Below are 18125 nucleotides of genomic sequence, written 5' to 3'. Positions count from 1 at the left end.
CCGCACAGACATGGCAGAAATACAACAACAAGCCTCCGGCGGAGGGAAAGGCGGAAAGAAGCGGGCCAAGAAAATGTCGACCAAAATTGACATGACCCCGATGGTGGACTTGGCCTTCCTGCTGCTTACGTTCTTTATGCTTACGACTACCTTTAGCAAGCCTACCGTAATGGAGGTAGCTATGCCGGTGAAGCCGAAGCCCGATGATCCTGAGCCCCCAGCTATCAAAGAATCTAATGCTTTGACGCTGCTCTTAGGCGAAAACAACAAATTGTATTACTACGATGGGTTGTTGAGTAGCACTGAGAAGCCTGAACTGAAGCTTACCAACTACGGAGCCGATGGAGTTCGCAAAGTGCTGCTTCAGCACAAAAGCAATCCGGACCTCGTAGTTCTGATTAAGCCCGAAGAGAAGGCCGCTTATAAGAACATGGTGGACATTCTGGACGAGATGAACATCACCGAAACGAAGAAATATGCGTTGGTGAGCATCACGAAGAATGACACGGAATTGATTAAATCTTCTGGATTATGATGGACAACGCACAGTTGGCCAAAGCCTCCCTCGATGACATCGTCTTCGAGGGGCGCAATAAGGCCTATGGAGCCTACGTAATCCGGCGGGTGTATGGCAAGCACGTAACCCGGGCAGTGCTTATCTCTGTTGCGCTCTTCGCTCTCATGATTGCCTTCCCTCTGGTGGCACGCATGCTAAAGAAAGAAGAGGTAGTAGCTGAGGAGAAGATGCTGAAGGTGAACGTACTGGAGGCCCCACCCCTGGATGCCACTAAGCCGCCACCCCCGCCGCCGCCGCCACCAGACGCGCCGCCACCCCCACCACCCAAGCTTTCCACGATTAAGTTTGTGCCGCCTGTTGTAAAAAAAGACAACGAGGTACAAAAGCAGGAAGAAATTCCGGATCAGGAAGAGCTGAAGGACAAAGTGGTAGCCAACGAAACCGTAAAGGGCAACACCGACAACCCTGCCGACTTGGCTGGTTTGGAACCTGGTGAAGGCACCAAAGCGGTAGAGGAGGTAGTGGAAACCAAGCCCTACACCTACGTTGAACAGATGCCGGTTTTCCCCGGCGGGCAAGAAGCTCTTCTGGCGTACATCGCCAAGAACATCAAGTACCCCGCTATGGCACTGCGCAACCAAGTAGAAGGTCGTGTTTTCATTAAGTTCGTAGTGGGCCCCGACGGGTCGGTTACGAACGCCGAAGTGCAGAAAGGCATTGGTGCCGGTTGCGACGAAGAGTCGCTACGGGTTATCAAAAACCTGCCTCGCTTCACTCCCGGTAAGCAGAACGGTCGGGCTGTTTCGGTGTACTACACTGTTCCAGTAACCTTCGCTATTAAGTAGATTTCGCTTTCTGGTTCGCCAGAAATGCAGCTTAGAACCCGAATCAGGCTTTGGCCTGGTTCGGGTTCTATTTTTTTAATAAAGAATAATAAATATAGTCGGCTCGCATACTATGTGCGTTAGTTGTGGCGTTTAGTAAGTGAAAGCCAGAGAGTAGCAGGAGAAAGAGCAGAGGTTATGGCTTGAGAAATTAGCAGCGTTTAATTCCTTGTTCACTTCATACTCTATACCACATGACCACATCCGCGCACACCTCCCTCCCATCCCTGGACGATATCGTATTTGAAGGGCGCAACAAAGCCTACGGGGCTTATGTACTCCGGAAAGCTTACGGGCGTCATGTTATCACAGCCATAGGTATGGCTACTGCTTTAGCCGCTTTACTAATTGCTACCCCCCTGCTGATTCAGCGTTTCTGGCCCTCAGAAACGGTAACACCGGAAGTTCCGGTTGACCCTCTTAAGCCTATTACGCTGATTGACCCTGTTTTCGCAACGCCCAAGCCCGCAGAGCCTGCTGCCACTGCTACAGTAGTAGTAAGGCCACCTAGCGCACCTGCTACCCGGGTCGTGCCCGATGAGCAAGTGCAAACCGTGCCGGATGAGCAGATTACGGCTCCGGTAGCCGATGGCCCAGTAGTAGTAGGTGATGTGCCTCAAGAAGGCAATGGAGGCAGTTTGGTAGCTACCGGCCCGGTGGGCGGCAGTGACTCCGCTTCTAAACCTGCTGCTCCGCCTGTTACCAAGCCCTTCGTGCACGTAGAGAACATGCCGGAGTTCATGGGCGGTAGCGCGGCCCTTACCAAGTACCTGCAGCGGCACCTGCGCTACCCCTCCCAGGCACTTCGGGCCGGAGTAGAGGGGAAAGTATATATTTCCTTTACCGTCAACTCCGATGGCAGCATTATGGACGTAGAAGTTTTGAAGGGCCTGGGCTACGGAACCGATGAGGAAGCCTCGCGCGTAATTCGGCAGATGCCGGCCTGGAAGCCTGGCTACCAGAACCAACATGCCGTGCCGGTACGCTATACGTTGCCTATTACGTTCAAATACGAATAGCCTGCTCTGCGCTATATATTCGTTTTTAGATTGATCTTTAAGCGTCCGAAAGCGGCTGGTTACCTTTGTAACATCCGTTTTTGGACGCTTTTTATTGTCGGTTCAGATGCTGGATAATAGGCCGGTACGCATAAAAACGAACAAACCCTGCCTGCTCTGACGTTTAGATCATACACACCGACTCCTGCTTTGTATGCTTGATTTGCCTCACACCGAAGAAAGACTAGGCAACCATAAACAACAATCCCTGGTACGCTACTTCACCTTGCTTATGTCGGTGATTTACGTAGGGCTGGGTTTGTACTTGTGGTTTGCTCCAGCCGGCGCCTTAACACTTGGTGATACGGTCCGTCGTTTGCTGGCCGCAGTCTTTGTATTTTACGGAATTATTAGATTTGTCCGCACCTACCGGCAACATTTCAAAAAAAACAGGGATGACGCACGCTAAATTTTGGGGTTTCGGACTTATAGTAGCTAGCCTGGGGCTAGGTAGCTGTGGAGATAATTCCGGCTCCGCGGCTCAAGCCACCGATACTCCGACCAGTGGATCCATCCGTATAGGAGTTGACGAAACGTTTGAGCCCATCCTGACTTCGCAGGTAGATACTTTTCAGAAGCTGTACACCAGTGCTAAAATCCAGGCAGCGTACCAGCCGGAAGGAAAAGTAATGGAAGCTTTTCTGGCTGATAGCATCCGGCTGGCAGTTGTATCCCGCGACCTTACCACGGACGAACGCAGCCGGTTGGAACGCTTGAAGATCGTTCCGCGTTCTATTCGTATTGGGGTCGATGGAGTAGCTATTGTGGTGCACCCCAGCAACCCCGATTCGTTGCTTACCATGGCGCAGCTGCGCGGCATTTTTACCGGGAAGCAGCAGCAATGGTCGCAGCTCAGCCCAACTAATAAGCTGGGCGACATTACCGTGGTATTTGACAACAACAGCTCCAGCACTGCCCGGTTTGTGCAAGACTCCGTAACGCAGGGCGCCGCACTTACTAAAACAGCTTACGCGTCCAAATCAAACCCGGCCCTGCTGGATTACGTTGCCAGTCATCCGAACGCTATTGGCGTAATTGGGGTAAACTGGATTAGTGACCGGGACGATGCAGCGGTTCAGAAGTTCTTGAAGCGTGTCCGGGTGGTAGGGGTCAGCGCCAAAGCTACTGGCTCTACCCCCTCAGACTACATCCAACCTTATCAGGGTTATCTGGCCCAGAAAGTATATCCGCTGCGGCGTGAGTTGTACGTAATCAGCCGGGAAGCAAGGGCCGGACTTGGCACCGGTTTTGCATCTTTTGTTGCAGGTAATAAGGGTCAGCTCATCATACTGAAATCTGGCCTGATGCCTGCGACCGGACAAGTTCGTCTTATCGACGTAAAGCCCCAGTAGATTCGCTTCTTCTTTTTCCTTTCCCTCCGCATTTTCACTAAACCTTTTGCTCATGAACTTTAAGCCCTGGAAGCTCACGCTCCTCGCTGCTTTGTCTGTTTCGGGCTCTGCTGCCCTGGCCCAATCATCGGGCGCCCAAAAAGCCATTGAGTTGGAGCGTTACGGCGAGGCCCGCGCCACGTTGTTGCGGCAAGGCCAATCGAACGAAACTTCGTTTGAGTTGGGCCGTCTGTACCAAATGCGCGATATGCCTGATTCGGCCGCGTATTACTTCAACCGCATTACTCTGAACCCAAAGGATGCTTTTACCCAGATAGCCGCCGGCCGGGCCGCTTTGGCCCAGGGTAAAACGGCGGAGGCTGAAATTCAGTTTGACAATGCTGTTAAGGCATCTAAAGGCAAGGATCAGAAGGTGTACACCATGATTGCTCAGGCGTACGCTGAATCTAATGTGAAGGACGTAACCAAAGCGCTTTCTTACGTTAGCGCCGGCGAGAAACTTAACAAAGGCAAGGACGATCCGGCCCTGATGATTGCCCGCGGTGACTTGTATCTGAAAACGGAACAAGGTGGTGGCGAGGCTATGAACAGCTACGAGCGTGCTACCCTGGCCGACCCTAACAACGTGCAGGCGTATGTACGTAAGGGCCAGCTGAACATGCGCGCCCGTACCTACAACGAAGCCAAAACCAACTTCGACAAGGCCATCAGCCTCGACCCGAACTACGCGCCGGCTTACAACGCCCTGGCCGAAACCTACTACTTCGCAGGCCGCTACGACGACGCACTGGCTCAATTCCAGAAGTACTCTTCTCTGGCGGAGAAAACCTCGAGCACGGACGCCAAATCGGCTTCCTTCCTGTACCTGACCAAAAAGTACCCGGAGGCGCTGGTAGAGGTAGACAAGGTTTTGGCTAAAGAGCCGAATAACCTGACGATGAACCGCCTGCGGGCTTACTCTCTCTACGAGACGGGCAAAAATGATGAGGCTCTGGCTGCCATGCAGAAGTACATGCAGCTTGCCACTGCCAGCAATAAGCTGATTACCGAAGACAATGTGTACTACGGTAAGATGCTGATCAAAGGCGGGAAGACAGCCGAAGGAGCAGCCATCATCAAAAAAGCCATTGATGCTGATCCAAAGAAAGCGGCTGAGCTGCAGAACGAACTGGCTCAGGCCTACCTGGCAGCCAAGGACTATCCTAACGCCATTACCACTCTGAAAGCCCGGATGGCTGCTACCAAGGGAGGCGAGCTGACGGATAAGGTGTATTTAGGCCGAGCTTACGAGCTGAATGGACAGTACGCCCAAGCCGATAGCCTGTACGGCGTGGTGCTAACCGAGCGCCCGAACTACGTACCCGGCTATCAGATGCGTGCCCGTGCCAATGCCAACATTGATAAGGATTCGAAGCAGGGCTTAGCGAAGCCCTACTACGAGAAATACATTGAAGTAGCTGGCTCTTCGGCCGATGCAGCCAAGTATAAGAGCGGCCTGATCGAGGCCAACAAATACCTTGGCTACTACTACTACCAGAAGGGCGATAAGACGGCTTCCTTGCCTTACTGGCAGCAGGCTCTGGCCCTGGACCCCAATGACCAGCAAGCCAAGACTGCAATAGCTGAAATCAATAAGCCTAAGACCGCCGCTAAGGCTCCGGTAAAGCGTAAGTAAGCTTCACCATCCGCCTGCACAACATAAAAAGGCCTGCTACCCCATGTAGCAGGCCTTTTTATGTTGTGCAGGCGGGTAGTCTACACATCGTGTTGTGCAAACTCGGCCCACTTCAGCAGTAGGAACTCGAAATCAGCTGGTAGCTCTGCTTCAAACTGTAGTTGCGCGTGCGTCACTGGGTGCTCGAAGCCCAGTGATTTGGCGTGCAGGGCCTGCCGGGGCATAGCAGCTAGCATTTTCTCGGCAAACGTCTTGTAGGCACCCGTTCGCTGCCCATATACGATCTTGTCGCCTCCGTACGTGGCATCACCAAACAGCGGATGCCCAATGTGTTTCATATGCGCCCGTATCTGGTGGGTGCGGCCGGTTTCAAGGTTGCACTGGAGCAGGGCTACCTTGCCAGCAAACGACTGCAGCACTTTGTAATGCGTAACGGCGTGCTTACCATAATCACCCTCAGGAAATACGGCCTGTACCTTTCGGTCTTTCAGGCTACGCCCAATATTCCCGCGAATAGTGCCTTGCTCCTCCTTTGGTACCCCCCATACCAGGGCCAGGTAGGTGCGCTCAATGGTATGATGAAAGAACTGGTTGGAAAGGTGGGTCATGGCAAATTCCGTTTTACCAATCACCAGAAGCCCGGAGGTATCCTTGTCGATGCGATGTACCAGCCCGGGCCTGATTTCACCGTTACGGCCCGTAGGCAAGTTCTGCAGGTGATGAGCCAGCCCATTTACCAGGGTCCCGTTCCAGTTGCCGTACGCGGGGTGCACTACCAGTCCGGCGGGCTTGTTCACAATCAGCAGCTCGGGGTCCTCGTAGCGGATATCGAGGTCCATGGGCTCCGGTACTACCTTGAACTCGCGAGGTGGCTCCGGCAGCGTAATTGTGATAACATCCAGCGGTTTCACCCGGTAGTTTGATTTCACGGGCCGATCATTCACCTGTACCGCCTCTGCCCGAATAGCATTCTGAATGCGAGTACGGGAAGTACTGGGCAGGCGGTTCAGCAGAAACTTATCCAGGCGCAGCAGTTCCTGCCGCCGGTCGGCCCGGATCCGGTGGTGCTCATATAGTTCGTCTCCATCTTCGTCGTCCGGCGTTTCGCTTGCTCCGGGGGGGTAGGCGGCACCAGCAGCGTCGGCGGTTAGGTCAGGAAATTCTTCTGGGTCGTGATACATGGAGCGTAATCGGGCAGTGGGCAGACAGCGAAGTTCAGCCAGGTGTCTATATAAACAAAACAGCCGGAGCAAGGCCCCGGCTGTTCTGCGTCAGGAAGAATACGCGGCCACAGCCGTACTATTTCTTCGTCTTGGTTTTGGTTTTAGTGGAGCTGGCCGTAGGGGTAGCCGCGGCGGGGCTGGCCGCCGGAGTAGTTACTTTAGGAGCAGCAGCAGCGGCACCCGGGGTAATTCCCATCTTCTTCAGAATCAGGTCCGATACGTCGCCGTCCTTGGGGCCGTGCAGCAGCAGCGGGCTGTCACCGTCCGAGTTCAGGATGTAAGTGTAACCGTTTTCGTCCGCTACGGCATCAATGTTTTTCTGCAGCTTATCCAAGGCCGGCTTCAGCAGGGTTTGCTGCTTTTGCTGCAACGAAACCTCAGCGTTCTGCTGAAACTCCTGAATCGACTGCTGCAGGTTCTGCAGCTCCTTTTCTTTATCAGCGCGTACTACCTCTGTCATGGTAGAAGCGCCTTTCTGGTAGGCCTCGGCTTTGGTGCGGAACTCGTTGCCTTTAGCATCGAGCTGGGTTTTGAGCTGCGTGCTGTAGTCCTTCAGCTGCGACTCAATCTGCTTACTCTCGGGCATCTGGCTCAGCACGTACTGTACGCTGGTGTAGCCAATTTTCAGCGGAGCAGCCGTCTGGGCCATCGAAACCGTAGCCGTGGAGAAGGTAAGAGCGGCAGCAGCCAGCGCAACGCGGAATTTGTTCATGGTGGTCATCAAAAGGAAAAATGTCAGAGAGTTAGATGCGCAAAGTTAGTTTTTTCGGGTTGCCGGCCGCGGAGTCGTGCGGGTGGGCTGCTTGGTGCGGGCAGGAGCCGGTTCTTCTTCCGTGGCCGCTTCCCCACCCGGAGCCTGAGGGGTAGTAACCGTCCGAACGGCACCTTTCTGGGCGGGTTGGTTGCGTTCTTCCGAGGCCAGGCCCAGCTCCTCCAACACAAACTCCGTGTAATCGTGCACGGGGTTGGTGTAGAGCATGGTCAGGTCGCCGGATTTATCGAATACAATAGCCAACTGCTTTTTCTTGGCTACTTTTTCGATGGCCTCAAACACCTGGTCCTGTACCGGCTTGGTCAGCTCCTGCCGCTTCTTGAAAAGTTGGCCCTCAAAACCGAAGATCTTGTTGGAGTAGGCTTTAATATCCTGCTCCTTCTTCAGAATCTCGTCCTGCCGTTTCTTCTTCATCGGCTCTGTAAGAACCACTTCTTCAGCCTGATAATTCCGATAGAGCTTATCCAGATCTTTTTTTTGCGCCTCAATATCCTTCTGCCAGTTGCCGGACAACGTATTGAGTTCCTGTTGGGCCTGGGCGTAGGCCGGCATCTTGCCCATAATAAATTCGGAATCAACGTAGCCGAACTTTTGAGCCTCTGCCGCCTGAGGGGCCGCTACCAGCAGGAACAGCACAGCGGCCGCTACCCACGAAAACATCTTGTTCATATGGTAAAAAAAGATGAAGTGTCGCTGGCCGCACCGCCGGGCTTAGCGGATCTGCTGACCAATAATAAAGTGGAACATGCCCTTGTCTTGCTTCTGGCCAGAGGTGTAGATCGGCACTTTGTCGAAGCCCCAGCCGTAATCGAAGCCTAGCAAACCAAATGCCGACATGAAAATGCGGGCCCCTACCCCGGCCGAACGGTACAACTTATAAGGGTTATAATCGGTGTAACGTTCAAAGGAGTTGCCGGCTTCCGCAAAGCTCAGCACGTACACCGTGGCCGCCGGGTTCAGGCTGACGGGGTAGCGCATTTCCAGCACAAACTTGTTGTACACCACGCCCCCATTCGACTGTTGGCGGGAAGCAGGCAGAGAAGCGGCATCGTTCGGGTCGGCATATCCGCGCAGACCTACGTATTCCGTACCCACCAGGAAGTTAGCGGAACCACCGTACCCCAGGCCGGAGCCCCCGAGCTTAAAGCGCTCAAACGGACCGATTTCGCGGCTGGAGTTGTAGCTGCCAATAAAGCCGAAGTGAGCCCGGGTGTTCAGTACCAGCTTGCCCACTACGGGGCTAAACCACGAAGCATCGAACATCCACTTATGGAACTCTACCCATTCGTTCACATTGGGGTGCGAACCAGGGAAAACAGAGTAGGGCGGCGTCAGGCTCACGCTTAGCGCCAGCGAGGAGCCCCGCCGCGTAAACGTGGGGTTGTCGATGCTATTGCGGGAAAGCGTGGTATTGAGTGTGATGTTGTTGGCGTTGCCGTTCTGGAAGTTCTGGAAGAACGTGTAGTTCTGCAGCTTGTATTGGCTGATGGAAAGCGAGTTGCTCAATGTGAAGTAGTCATCGGGCCAGCGCAGGCGGCGGCCCAAGCTCACGGAAGCACTATTCACTTTGATAAAGCTGCCCGTTTCGGCATTGAAGTTGGTGCCCAAACGCTGAATGCTCTTGTTCAGGCTCACCGACAACGAATTAGGCTTACGCCCACCCAGCCAGGGCTCCGTGAAGGAGAAAGAATAGGCCTGGTACTGCAGGCCGTTGGCCTGCACGTTCAACGCCAGGCGCTGCCCGTCGCCGGCCGGCACGGGCGTCCAGTTACGCAGCGAGCCGGCTTTGCGCAATGAGAAGTTGTTGAATACTAGGCCAACCGTGCCAATAAAGCCGGCGTAGCCGCCCCAGCCGCCAGAAAGCGTGATCTGGTCGGAAGGCTTCTCCTCTACCGTGTAGTTGATGTCCACTGTACCATCGGCCTGGTTCGGCACCGGATTCAATCCAATTTTCTCCGGGTCGAAGTACCCCAGTGTAGCAATTTCGCGCTGGCTACGGATAAGCTGCTCCCGGCTGAAGTTGTCACCGGGGAGGGTGTAGAGCGCCCGGCGCACCACGTGGTCGGAGGTTTTGGTGTTGCCGGCAATGTTTACATCCTTGATGCGCGCCTGCACCCCTTCCGTGATGCGCATCTCAATATCGATGGAGTCACCCTCCACCTTGGTTTCTACCGGCTCAATCTGGAAGAACAGGTAGCCATCGTTCATGTAGAGCGAGGTTACGTCTTGGCCCGTGGGGTTGTAGTTCAGGCGCTTATCCAGCGTTTCTTTGCTGTACACGCTACCCTCCTTAATACCGAGTACGGAAGCCAGAGTTTTGTCGTCGTAGAGGTAGTTGCCCTTCCACGAGATATTGCGGAAGTAGTACTTGGGGCCCTCATCTACCCGAATGGTCAGGCGCAACCCATCCCCAACGCGCTCCAGCGTATCCGAAAGAACTACCGCGTCGCGGTAGCCTTCGCCGTTGTAGAACTCAATGAGCTTTTGCTTATCATCGGCGAATTCCTTTGTTTGGAATTTACCAGAGTTAAAGAATTTGGGAAACTTCTTCTCCTTGGTTTTCTTGAGCTTGCCCTTGAGTTTGCTATCCGAGTAGGCCGTGTTACCCTCGAAAGCAATTTCCTTGATCTTGACTTTCGCTCCTTTGTCAACCTTGATGTTCAAGGTTACACTGTTGGACAGCGAGGAGTCGGGCACCTGCGTGATAGTCACCTTACTATCGAGGTAGCCTTTGTTGGTATAGAACTTCCGGACCTGAGCGCGGGTGTTACTGAGCAGCGCATCGGTCACTACTTTGCCCCGTATCAGCTTGATTTTGTTTTTCAGGTCGTCGGCCTGCCCTTTGCCAATGCCCGAAAACTCAAACTTGGACAACCGGGGGCGCTCTTTCAGGTTGAAATCCAGAAAAATGCGGGAGCCCTCGGTACGCGCAATACTTACGCTCACGTCACCAAGAATGCCCTGGTCCCAGAGTCGGCGGATGGCCTTGCCTATTTCCTCCCCCGGAATCGTAATAGGGTCACCTACTTTCAACCCGGTCAGGCCAATCAACGTATTGGCATCAAGGTAACGGGCACCGCTAATCGAAATTCCCCCCAAGGTATAGCGCTGAGGTTGCTCACCGGCTGCAGCAGGAGCCTGCACCTGCCCAAGGGCGCTGGTGGCTGGCACAGCGCCTAACGTTAGCGCAAGGGCGGCTACCGGAATAATTTTATGATAGGAAGAACTCATGTTCTGTGATTACGAAATGGTTAGCTGCTCACTGGTTTTCCCGAACCGACGCTCCCGCTGCTGGTAGGCCCGCAGGGCGTCGTAGAAATGCTCACGCCGGAAATCAGGCCACAGCAAATCGGTAATAAACAGTTCCGTGTACGCCAGCTGCCACAACAGGAAATTACTAATGCGCTGCTCGCCACTGGTACGAATCAGCAATTCGGGGTCCGGTATTCCGGCTGTCGAGAGGAAGCCGGCTAGCGTCTGCTCCGTTATCTGAGCGGGTAGCAGCCGGCCAGCCGCTACCTCAGCAGCCATGCGCTGGGCCGCCTGGGTTAAATCCCAGCGGCCGCTGTAGCTAAGGGCTAGCAGCAAGGTAGTGCGGGTTCCTGCTTTGGTGAGTTCAATTGCCTCGGCCAACTCCTTCTGGCAGGAGGCTGGCAGGTTCTCGATCTGACCAATAGCCTGCAGCCGGATGCTGTTTTTCAGCAGGGTAGGCGTTTCCTGCCGAATAGTATGCACTAGCAACTGCATCAGGGCCATTACCTCGTGAGCCGGCCTCGACCAGTTTTCGGTTGAGAAGGCATACAGCGTCAGGTAGCGGACCCCTACTTCGGCAGCAGCTTCCACGGTTTCGCGCACGGCCGTGATGGCACTCTGGTGCCCGAAAATGCGTAAGCCACCCTTTTGCTTGGCCCAGCGGCCATTGCCATCCATGATGACAGCTACGTGAGCGGGAATATTCTGGGAATCGATTTCGGACCGGACGGCCATCAGGACTTTTAGCGTAAAGAGGCCGCAAGTTACGTAAATGGTTGCATTCAAGCCTGCCCAATAACGAGTTACTCCTGCCGGGCACAATACGAACAGCCCCCGGCACTTAGTATGCCGAGGGCTGCTCTATTTGTTTATTTCAGTGGGCTACCACCCTTATGAAAATTGCTAGTCCTTCCGGCCAGTAGCCTGCCCCGTTTCCGGACAGCGGATTTTGTAGAAAGTATAGGAAATACTTAGTCCGTTGTAGAAGTACCAGTCTTGGTCGTTGGGGTTGCCAACCCGGTCATCCTGCCCCCGCGACTTGCCATCTACATGGTCCAGATTATCGGTGAACAACTTTCGCGCTCCGGCCTCCAGCCCCAGATTCCAGTGCTCCGACAGAGCGTATTTGAATCCTAAGCCGGCTGGTATAGCCAGGCTGATGAGCCCGGCCTTCCGGTCTAGTTGCGGGTTGGCACTACTGGTTGTTTGGGTACTGGCGTAAAATCCGGCCAGCCCTACAAACACATAGGGAGTAAAGTGGACTTTGTCGCGGCGGTTGTGATAGTCAAAAAAGTTGTACTCCACTACCCCGGACGCCTCCAGCAGACTGCCTTTCATGTTAGCTTGGCGGTAGGAGGCCAAAGGCGGAGTCCGGTTGTTTACATCTTTCACGTTGCCATCGTCAGCGCGCAACATACCGGCGGTGAAGCCTGCGCGCAGCGTTATGGGTGCCGACACATCTTTCCGGTAGAAGGCCGTAAGCGCGGGCCGATTGTTCCGAAACTGGTAGTGAGGCGAGAGTTCACCTTTATAGGTTAGGCCTCCCAGGCCGATTCCTAATTCACTGGTGTTTTGGGCCGCTGCGGTGCAGGCAAAAAAAACACTCCCTACCGGCAGCAAGCCGGTAAGGAGTGTTTTGAAGCGCTTCGAATACGTCATTAGACTGGCTGTTGGTGAAAACTGACAGCCAGTTTGCTGGCTATCGGAACTTGGGGCTTCTTACTCGCGGAGCGAGAATATAGTTTACTGATATACCCAGCGTGGTGTACCAGTCCTTCTCGTTGCTCTTGCCACGCATCTCGCCGGTCTGAACCGACTCGTCGTAGGTGCCGGGGTAGCCGGTAGTGCTACCGCCCGTGATGTAATAGCCAAAGTACTTGGCTGCATCCCCCTGCAAGGCAGAAACAGGAGCATAGTTGCCGCTTACGTCGTCAAGATAGTCAGTAAACGTTTTACGGAAACCAAGCTCCAGGCCGATGTCAAACTGCTTGTTCAGCTTATAACGGGCACCAGCGCCGAAGGGAATCACGAACTGAGTTTGGGAATAGCCTTCCGATTGTCCTTCGGTTCTTAACGGTTGCAGAGCCACATAATTGCCATCGGCATCCAAACCTTTAGGGTTGTGGTGAATTACGCCAACGCCAGCAAATACGTAAGGAGCAAAGTCAGGGCGACGGATGTAGTTATTACGGTTTTCGATCAGGTCGAAAACACCAGTAGCAGCAAACTCCAGAATGCCGTTCCGGAAGTTCATGTTCCGGTTGTAGCGGAACTTAGCTTCCGGGTCGTTCTGGTCAGCTGCTTTGGCATCATCGCCGCTGATACGGCCATAGCTTAGCGAGGCACGGCCCGAGATGCGCGGCGCAAACCGGCGCGTGAACGTCAGGCCAACATTGAGGCGCGTTGCGCCCGGGCGGAAGCTCGGAATGCTGGGTTTTGGGGTAATGTCGCCAAAGTAGTTCATGCCACTTATGGTTACTCCAACGGAATTATACTGCTTCCGCTTGCTGAATTGCTGGGCACTGGCTTCCGTTGCTACCAGTGCAAGGACTAGTAGCAGGGTCGTAGTGTAAGTGAAGAGTTGCTTCATATTAAGCGAAGGTTAGAAATATTCTGGTTGAAGAATGCGAGAATTGTACGGGCACGGTCGCAGTCAGCAGCAAAAGTAGAAGATGACGTCAACTTAAAAAACTATTAATGGAAATTCTCTATGCTTAGATAGGTATGCCGGCCGGGTTTCGGCGGTCCAGACCCCAGTTTAACTTACTGCGCAAGGTACTCAGGAAGTTAACGTGATTCAGCTTTACCAGTCGAGCGTTGAAATTTTCCCGGCGAACGGCAATCTGAATTCCGGCCTCCACGGTTTCGGAACGAGAGTCGAGGGAGAGCAGAAAATTATTGCTCCGGCCTTCTATCTCGAAGGAAATAACACTCCGGTCCGACACAATCAGAGGGCGTACGTTCAGATTGTGGGGACATACGGGAGCAATAATAAAATTGTTTGTCTGGGGTAGCATTACGGGTCCGCCGCAGCTTAGCGAATACCCCGTGGAGCCGGTGGGGGTTGCTACAATCAGGCCGTCGGCCCAGTAGGAGTTCAGGTACTCGCCATCAATGTAGGTATGCACCACAATCATGGAAGAAGTATCGCGCTTCAGGATGCTGAACTCGTTGAGTCCAAAGTTGATACTACCGAATGTATCTGGGTCCGTATCGACCCGGATAAGGCTACGGTCTTCCAGTACAAAATGACCTTTGAACAGAGAATCCAGGGCGGGCAGAATCCTATCTGGCGAAATAGTGGCCAGAAAGCCAAGCCGGCCGGTGTTGATGCCCAGAATCGGGATTTGTAGAGAGCCAACGTAGGTAACTGTATCCAGCAGCGTACCATCGCCGCCAATGCTAAGGACAAAGCGGGTTCCTTGCAGGGAGTTGCTTCGGTTGAAGGTAGTGATGCCGGCCGGCAGCTCCATCCGCTCGCTCAGGTAGGCGTGAAATGATTCCAGAATGCTGACTTCGGCCTGACGCCGCACTAGCTCGTTGATCATTTCTCGCATTGCCGGCGTCAGATCATCGCTGAATGGCTTACCCAGTATGGCAATTTTCATACTCAAAATGTAACCTGACCATAGGCTGGCAGGATGGCTAAATAGGAAACTGGGTCCGAAAAAAGAGCCCGCCCTGTTGCTCCCGGTTCCGGGCGTACTCCAGCGTGAAGACCCAGTCGTAGTACGTGGTCAGGTGCAGGGCTACCCCCCCGGAGGCCAATAACCGGTTGGGCAACCGATTGGTTGGTAAGACGGTAGGTTGACGCACATACCCCACATCGGCAAAGGTATTGAGATAAAATACGAGCGGGATGGTATTGAACTTGGCCGTCCGGAGTCCTTTAAGGTGGAGCCGGCCGACGTCCAGCAGCTTATACGTGACGCCTTGCTGAAGCAGTCCGTAGTGGCGCCCGTCTATTACATAGGCATCGTATCCTCGCACCAGGGCCTCGTAGCCCAACGCTCGGTTATCGGCGTAGCTAACCCGCGACGTTAGCCGGAACTGCGCCTGCGCCCCAATGCTGTAGTAGAATGGCCCGCCCAAGGCCAGGTAGCGTGCGTAGCGCCCTCGTAGCGTCACGATATCGGGGGCACCACTGGTCAAGAAAGCCCGGTAGGTTAGGGCGGCCTGAGCATACTGCCCCGTGAGGGGGTAGGCAAAAGTATTACGCTGATTAAGCGTGCTCACTAGAGCCAACTCAAGATACTCGCGGCGGGGCCCGCCCAAATAGTACGTGGGGTTGTAATACAGCACAGAATCGGAAACCTGCTCCCGGTGATAGGATACATCCAGGGCGGTGAGGTGCTGCACAGTGCGCCGCCAGCGCAACCCCAAACTGGCATATTGCCGCTCAATGGGAAAGGCTTTCTCCTGCCGCAGGTTCAAAAGCTTATCCTGGCGGGTAGCATAGTCGAGGGCGCGGCTGCGGTAGTAGGAAAAACCGGCGCCTACTCCGATCCGGCGGCGACGACCATAGCCAGGCGCCTCGTAGAAGAGCTCATATTTGCGGTTAAAGCCTAACTGCAGATTGCCCAGCAGCTGCTCGTTACGGCCCCGGAAGTTGCGCCGAACTACGTGAAGACCATAGTCAACCCGCTGCCACCGGTCGGGGCGGTCGAGCCAGGACCGGAAGTTGCGGTCAGCCAGGGAGAAAATGGGCACCGGAAACGTGTACCACCGCTCCTGCACGCTATAAAGGATGGTCAGCTCCCCGTTCCGGCAAACGGCTTGCACCAGCACCTGATGAAACAGCTGCAGGTTAAACAGACGACGACGGTTGGCTTCCAGCCGTTTACCCAGGGTAGGAGCCTGTAGCGTGTCTCCTTCCCGGAAGTCCAGCTCGGCCCAGAGCACGGTTTCCCTGGTAACCTTATTGCCCACAAAAAGGATGGTAGCCACCCGGTAAGTCGCATAATCAGGGCACTGCGCGTACACGAGGCTGTCGGTAACGGCGCGGCGCAGGGAGTCGGGAGGTGAGGCATACGCTACCTCGGGTCTGCCAGCCGATGAGGCCGATGGCAACAGGCCCAACAGGAAGGTCAGAAAACAACTCAGCACTACGCCCGCCTCAGATATTCAGGTAGCGCAGCAGGGCATCGTAGCGCTGCTGCTCGTCTTCGCTTACCTCTTCGGTGCCACTGAACTGAGCCGTAATGGAGTAGTTAAACCGCTCCAGGGTAGCAATGATGCGGGCAATATTCGGGGTATTCAACTTGAGGGTCAGGCGGATACGATACGGATCGTGCTCATCCTGAGCCACATGGGCGCTGATGACTTTGGCGTTGTTTTCCTCCACGTAGCGGCTGATCTGGGTCAGGGAATAGTCGCGTTCCTCCATGGCCAGCACAATGATGCCCTGCTGGCTGCTGGCAACCGGTACCTTGCCAAAGGCAGCCAGTGTATCGCTAACGGTTACTACCCCCAGATACTCCCGTTGATCGTCGAGCACGGGAACCAGCTGCACCTTGTTTTGCACGGCCAGCTCAATGATGTTATAGAAATGCTGGTCGCGCTGCACGTGCACGTTGCCGTAGTTAAGCGTTACCTCACCCAGCAGGCGGGTGCTGGCATCCTGGTCCAGCAGGTCAGCCTCGGTAATCAGGCCCCGGTAGCTGCGTTGGTCGAGTACGGGCAGCTGGCTCACGTGAAACTCCTCGAGCCACCGGGCCGCCTTCTCCATTGAGTCCGTCACTTTCAGGGGCGGAATCATTTGATTCAGTAAGTCTTCAGCAATAATGGAGTTCATGGGGCGGAGCGGGGAACGAGGATGCGTGCAGGGACACTACCAAAAGAACGATTTTCAGCAATACATACGTACGAAGCGGGCCAAAAGAGTAACACAGCCGGATCAACCGCTGCCCCCCCCTGGATGAATGTACGTTGGCTCGTGCCAGCTAGCCGGCTACCGGCACTTGGGTACGCACCAGAAACTGCTGCAGCAGCTGGTTGAACTCCTGGGGGCGCTCCATCATGGGAGCGTGGCCGCACTGGTCCAGAAAGCGCAACTCGGAGTGCCGAAGCAGGCGGTTAAACTCGTGGGCTACCACCGGCGGCGTAATGGTATCGTTCAGGCCCCATACCAGCAAGGCCGGAACCCGGATCTGGTGCAGCTCCTTGGCCAGGTTGTGCCGCTGGGCCGAGCGCGCGATGCTGATAATGCGCAGGCACTTAGCGTTAGAGTTCGTCACGCTGAAGACTTCATCTACCAGCTCCCGGGTAGCTACGGCCGGGTTGTAGAACGTATAGGCGACGCGTTCCTGCACGTAGGCATAATTCCCGCGCTTGGGAAACGAGCCGCCCATGCTGTCCTCGAACAGGCCGCTGCTGCCCGTAAGCACCAGGCGGGAAACGCGGCCCGGATTGCGAAGCGTGTACACCAGGGCAATGTGCCCGCCCAACGAGTTGCCCAGCACGGTGCAGGGCGCCGTGAGGCCTACTTCCGCCAGAAAATCCTCCACGAAGGAAACCAGACCGGGCACGCCGGCTTTCGTCAGGGGCATGTCGTAGATGGGGAGCAGCGGGATTACCACACGGTACTGTGCGCTGAACCCGGCCACTACCTCTTGCCAGTTGCTGAGGGCTCCGAACAGGCCATGCAGCAGCAGCAGCACCTCACCGGTACCCTCATCTACGTACTGAAAGCCATTTTTATCCTTGATCTGCAGCGCCATCGTGCCAGGTAATTTACTGCCGGGGGGCAGGGTGTGCAATGATACAATTCTTGACCCAATTGCCCAGCAATGCCAGGCCATTGGGAGTCAGGAGGGCCTCCGGGTGGAATTGCACTCCGTACAGGGGCAGACTCCGGTGCCGCAGCGCCATTAGTTCGCCGTCAGCTGTAGTGTACGCCAGGGCCTCCAACGTGGCCGGCAGTTGATCCAGTATAAGCGAATGGTAGCGGGTAACCGGCATCCGAACCGGCAGACCGGCACTGAGCGGGCTGGAAACCTGCCACTCAATTTCCGATACCTTGCCGTGCACCGGACGCTCACCACGGCGGAGCCGGGCCCCGAAAAACGCCCCTAATGCCTGATGCCCCAGGCAAACGCCCAGCATAGGCACCCGGGCATGATACTCCTGGATGAGGGCCGGCATGACGCCGGCTCCGGCCGGCGTACCCGGCCCCGGCGACAACACAATGCCATCAAAGGCCAGGGCCTGAATTTCCGATAGACTCGCGCTGTTGCGGCGCACTTCTACCGTGCAGCCTACCTGCTGCAGATAATCCAGCAGGTTATAGGTAAAGGAATCAACGTTATCCAGCAGCAACAGACGCATAACCAGCAATACGCATAGAACCTACCATTCACTATGGCGGACATTCCGGGCAGATAGCCGGGCTTA

Annotated in this window: 17 protein-coding genes; 5 read left to right on the top strand and 12 right to left on the bottom strand. The window is 55.0% G+C overall.

All coding sequences use genetic code 11. From position 1 onward, the window contains the following. Window positions 1-10 precede the first annotated feature (10 nt). From GGU46_RS15300 to GGU46_RS15280, 5 genes are all read left to right on the top strand, one after another. Window positions 11-535: an ExbD/TolR family protein gene (locus GGU46_RS15300; protein WP_183404438.1), complete on the top strand. Its 525-nt coding sequence runs from the start codon at window positions 11-13 to the stop codon at window positions 533-535. Beyond that, window positions 532-1362, top strand: coding sequence for an energy transducer TonB (locus GGU46_RS15295; RefSeq protein ID WP_246399043.1), 831 nt, complete (start codon window positions 532-534; stop codon window positions 1360-1362). The genes GGU46_RS15300 and GGU46_RS15295 overlap by 4 nt, the downstream gene beginning before the upstream one ends. A gap of 359 nt (window positions 1363-1721) precedes the next feature. Next, on the top strand, window positions 1722-2420 hold the full coding sequence (locus tag GGU46_RS15290; RefSeq protein ID WP_183404437.1) for an energy transducer TonB: 699 nt from the start codon (window positions 1722-1724) through the stop codon (window positions 2418-2420). A 371-nt stretch (window positions 2421-2791) separates the two neighbouring features. Next, window positions 2792-3811: a PstS family phosphate ABC transporter substrate-binding protein gene (locus GGU46_RS15285; protein ID WP_246399042.1), complete on the top strand. Its 1020-nt coding sequence runs from the start codon at window positions 2792-2794 to the stop codon at window positions 3809-3811. A gap of 52 nt (window positions 3812-3863) precedes the next feature. Continuing rightward, entirely contained in the window at window positions 3864-5486 is a 1623-nt protein-coding gene (locus tag GGU46_RS15280) for a tetratricopeptide repeat protein (RefSeq protein WP_183404436.1), read from the top strand. 80 nt (window positions 5487-5566) lie between these two features. Here the strand turns inward: GGU46_RS15280 and GGU46_RS15275 are convergent, their stop codons facing one another. From GGU46_RS15275 to GGU46_RS15220, 12 genes are all read right to left on the bottom strand, one after another. Next, window positions 5567-6667, bottom strand: a complete 1101-nt coding sequence (locus GGU46_RS15275; RefSeq protein ID WP_183404435.1) for an RluA family pseudouridine synthase — start codon at window positions 6665-6667, stop codon at window positions 5567-5569. 118 nt (window positions 6668-6785) lie between these two features. Then, complete coding sequence (locus GGU46_RS15270) at window positions 6786-7421, bottom strand: OmpH family outer membrane protein (protein ID WP_246399041.1); 636 nt, start codon at window positions 7419-7421, stop codon at window positions 6786-6788. A gap of 45 nt (window positions 7422-7466) precedes the next feature. Beyond that, a complete protein-coding gene (locus GGU46_RS15265) occupies window positions 7467-8150 on the bottom strand; it encodes an OmpH family outer membrane protein (protein WP_183404433.1) in 684 nt (227 codons plus the stop codon). Between the two features lie 42 nt (window positions 8151-8192). After that, on the bottom strand, window positions 8193-10712 hold the full coding sequence (bamA, locus tag GGU46_RS15260) for an outer membrane protein assembly factor BamA (RefSeq protein ID WP_183404432.1): 2520 nt from the start codon (window positions 10710-10712) through the stop codon (window positions 8193-8195). Between the two features lie 9 nt (window positions 10713-10721). Continuing rightward, window positions 10722-11468 carry an isoprenyl transferase gene (locus GGU46_RS15255; RefSeq protein ID WP_183404431.1) on the bottom strand — a complete coding sequence of 249 codons (747 nt, stop codon included), beginning with the start codon at window positions 11466-11468 and terminating at the stop codon, window positions 10722-10724. Window positions 11469-11636: 168 nt separating this feature from the next. Then, the gene (gene porG, locus GGU46_RS15250; protein WP_183404430.1) at window positions 11637-12392 is read right to left on the bottom strand and encodes a type IX secretion system protein PorG; all 756 of its coding nucleotides are present in this window, start codon (window positions 12390-12392) and stop codon (window positions 11637-11639) included. A gap of 40 nt (window positions 12393-12432) precedes the next feature. Next, window positions 12433-13323 (bottom strand): DUF6089 family protein, encoded by an 891-nt coding sequence (locus tag GGU46_RS15245; protein WP_183404429.1) that lies wholly within the window; start codon window positions 13321-13323, stop codon window positions 12433-12435. A gap of 124 nt (window positions 13324-13447) precedes the next feature. Beyond that, entirely contained in the window at window positions 13448-14341 is an 894-nt protein-coding gene (locus GGU46_RS15240) for an NAD kinase (protein WP_183404428.1), read from the bottom strand. Window positions 14342-14378: 37 nt separating this feature from the next. Beyond that, entirely contained in the window at window positions 14379-15812 is a 1434-nt protein-coding gene (locus tag GGU46_RS15235) for a POTRA domain-containing protein (RefSeq protein ID WP_184094055.1), read from the bottom strand. A 37-nt stretch (window positions 15813-15849) separates the two neighbouring features. Further along, the gene (locus GGU46_RS15230) at window positions 15850-16527 is read right to left on the bottom strand and encodes a CBS domain-containing protein (RefSeq protein ID WP_183404426.1); all 678 of its coding nucleotides are present in this window, start codon (window positions 16525-16527) and stop codon (window positions 15850-15852) included. A gap of 148 nt (window positions 16528-16675) precedes the next feature. After that, on the bottom strand, window positions 16676-17452 hold the full coding sequence (locus GGU46_RS15225; protein WP_183404425.1) for an alpha/beta fold hydrolase: 777 nt from the start codon (window positions 17450-17452) through the stop codon (window positions 16676-16678). 13 nt (window positions 17453-17465) lie between these two features. After that, window positions 17466-18059 (bottom strand): anthranilate synthase component II, encoded by a 594-nt coding sequence (locus tag GGU46_RS15220; protein ID WP_183404424.1) that lies wholly within the window; start codon window positions 18057-18059, stop codon window positions 17466-17468. Window positions 18060-18125: the final 66 nt, after the last annotated feature.

It is taken from the genome of Hymenobacter latericoloratus (assembly GCF_014199535.1).
Lineage (GTDB): Bacteria > Bacteroidota > Bacteroidia > Cytophagales > Hymenobacteraceae > Hymenobacter > Hymenobacter latericoloratus.
This window is presented reverse-complemented; position numbering and strand designations above follow the sequence as displayed.

What these genes read in the sequence shown, in the direction of transcription:
- GGU46_RS15290 (WP_183404437.1), top strand. Translation starts at nt 1,722, where the DNA reads ATGGCTACTGCTTTAGCCGCTTTACTAATTGCTACCCCCCTGCTGATT.
- GGU46_RS15300 (WP_183404438.1), top strand. Translation starts at nt 11, where the DNA reads ATGGCAGAAATACAACAACAAGCCTCCGGCGGAGGGAAAGGCGGAAAG.
- GGU46_RS15280 (WP_183404436.1), top strand. Translation starts at nt 3,864, where the DNA reads ATGAACTTTAAGCCCTGGAAGCTCACGCTCCTCGCTGCTTTGTCTGTT.
- GGU46_RS15230 (WP_183404426.1), bottom strand. Translation starts at nt 16,527, where the DNA reads ATGAACTCCATTATTGCTGAAGACTTACTGAATCAAATGATTCCGCCC.
- GGU46_RS15220 (WP_183404424.1), bottom strand. Translation starts at nt 18,059, where the DNA reads ATGCGTCTGTTGCTGCTGGATAACGTTGATTCCTTTACCTATAACCTG.
- GGU46_RS15245 (WP_183404429.1), bottom strand. Translation starts at nt 13,323, where the DNA reads ATGAAGCAACTCTTCACTTACACTACGACCCTGCTACTAGTCCTTGCA.
- GGU46_RS15270 (WP_246399041.1), bottom strand. Translation starts at nt 7,421, where the DNA reads ATGAACAAATTCCGCGTTGCGCTGGCTGCTGCCGCTCTTACCTTCTCC.
- GGU46_RS15255 (WP_183404431.1), bottom strand. Translation starts at nt 11,468, where the DNA reads ATGGCCGTCCGGTCCGAAATCGATTCCCAGAATATTCCCGCTCACGTA.
- GGU46_RS15295 (WP_246399043.1), top strand. Translation starts at nt 532, where the DNA reads ATGATGGACAACGCACAGTTGGCCAAAGCCTCCCTCGATGACATCGTC.
- GGU46_RS15275 (WP_183404435.1), bottom strand. Translation starts at nt 6,667, where the DNA reads ATGTATCACGACCCAGAAGAATTTCCTGACCTAACCGCCGACGCTGCT.
- GGU46_RS15265 (WP_183404433.1), bottom strand. Translation starts at nt 8,150, where the DNA reads ATGAACAAGATGTTTTCGTGGGTAGCGGCCGCTGTGCTGTTCCTGCTG.
- porG (WP_183404430.1), bottom strand. Translation starts at nt 12,392, where the DNA reads ATGACGTATTCGAAGCGCTTCAAAACACTCCTTACCGGCTTGCTGCCG.
- bamA (WP_183404432.1), bottom strand. Translation starts at nt 10,712, where the DNA reads ATGAGTTCTTCCTATCATAAAATTATTCCGGTAGCCGCCCTTGCGCTA.
- GGU46_RS15240 (WP_183404428.1), bottom strand. Translation starts at nt 14,341, where the DNA reads ATGAAAATTGCCATACTGGGTAAGCCATTCAGCGATGATCTGACGCCG.
- GGU46_RS15225 (WP_183404425.1), bottom strand. Translation starts at nt 17,452, where the DNA reads ATGGCGCTGCAGATCAAGGATAAAAATGGCTTTCAGTACGTAGATGAG.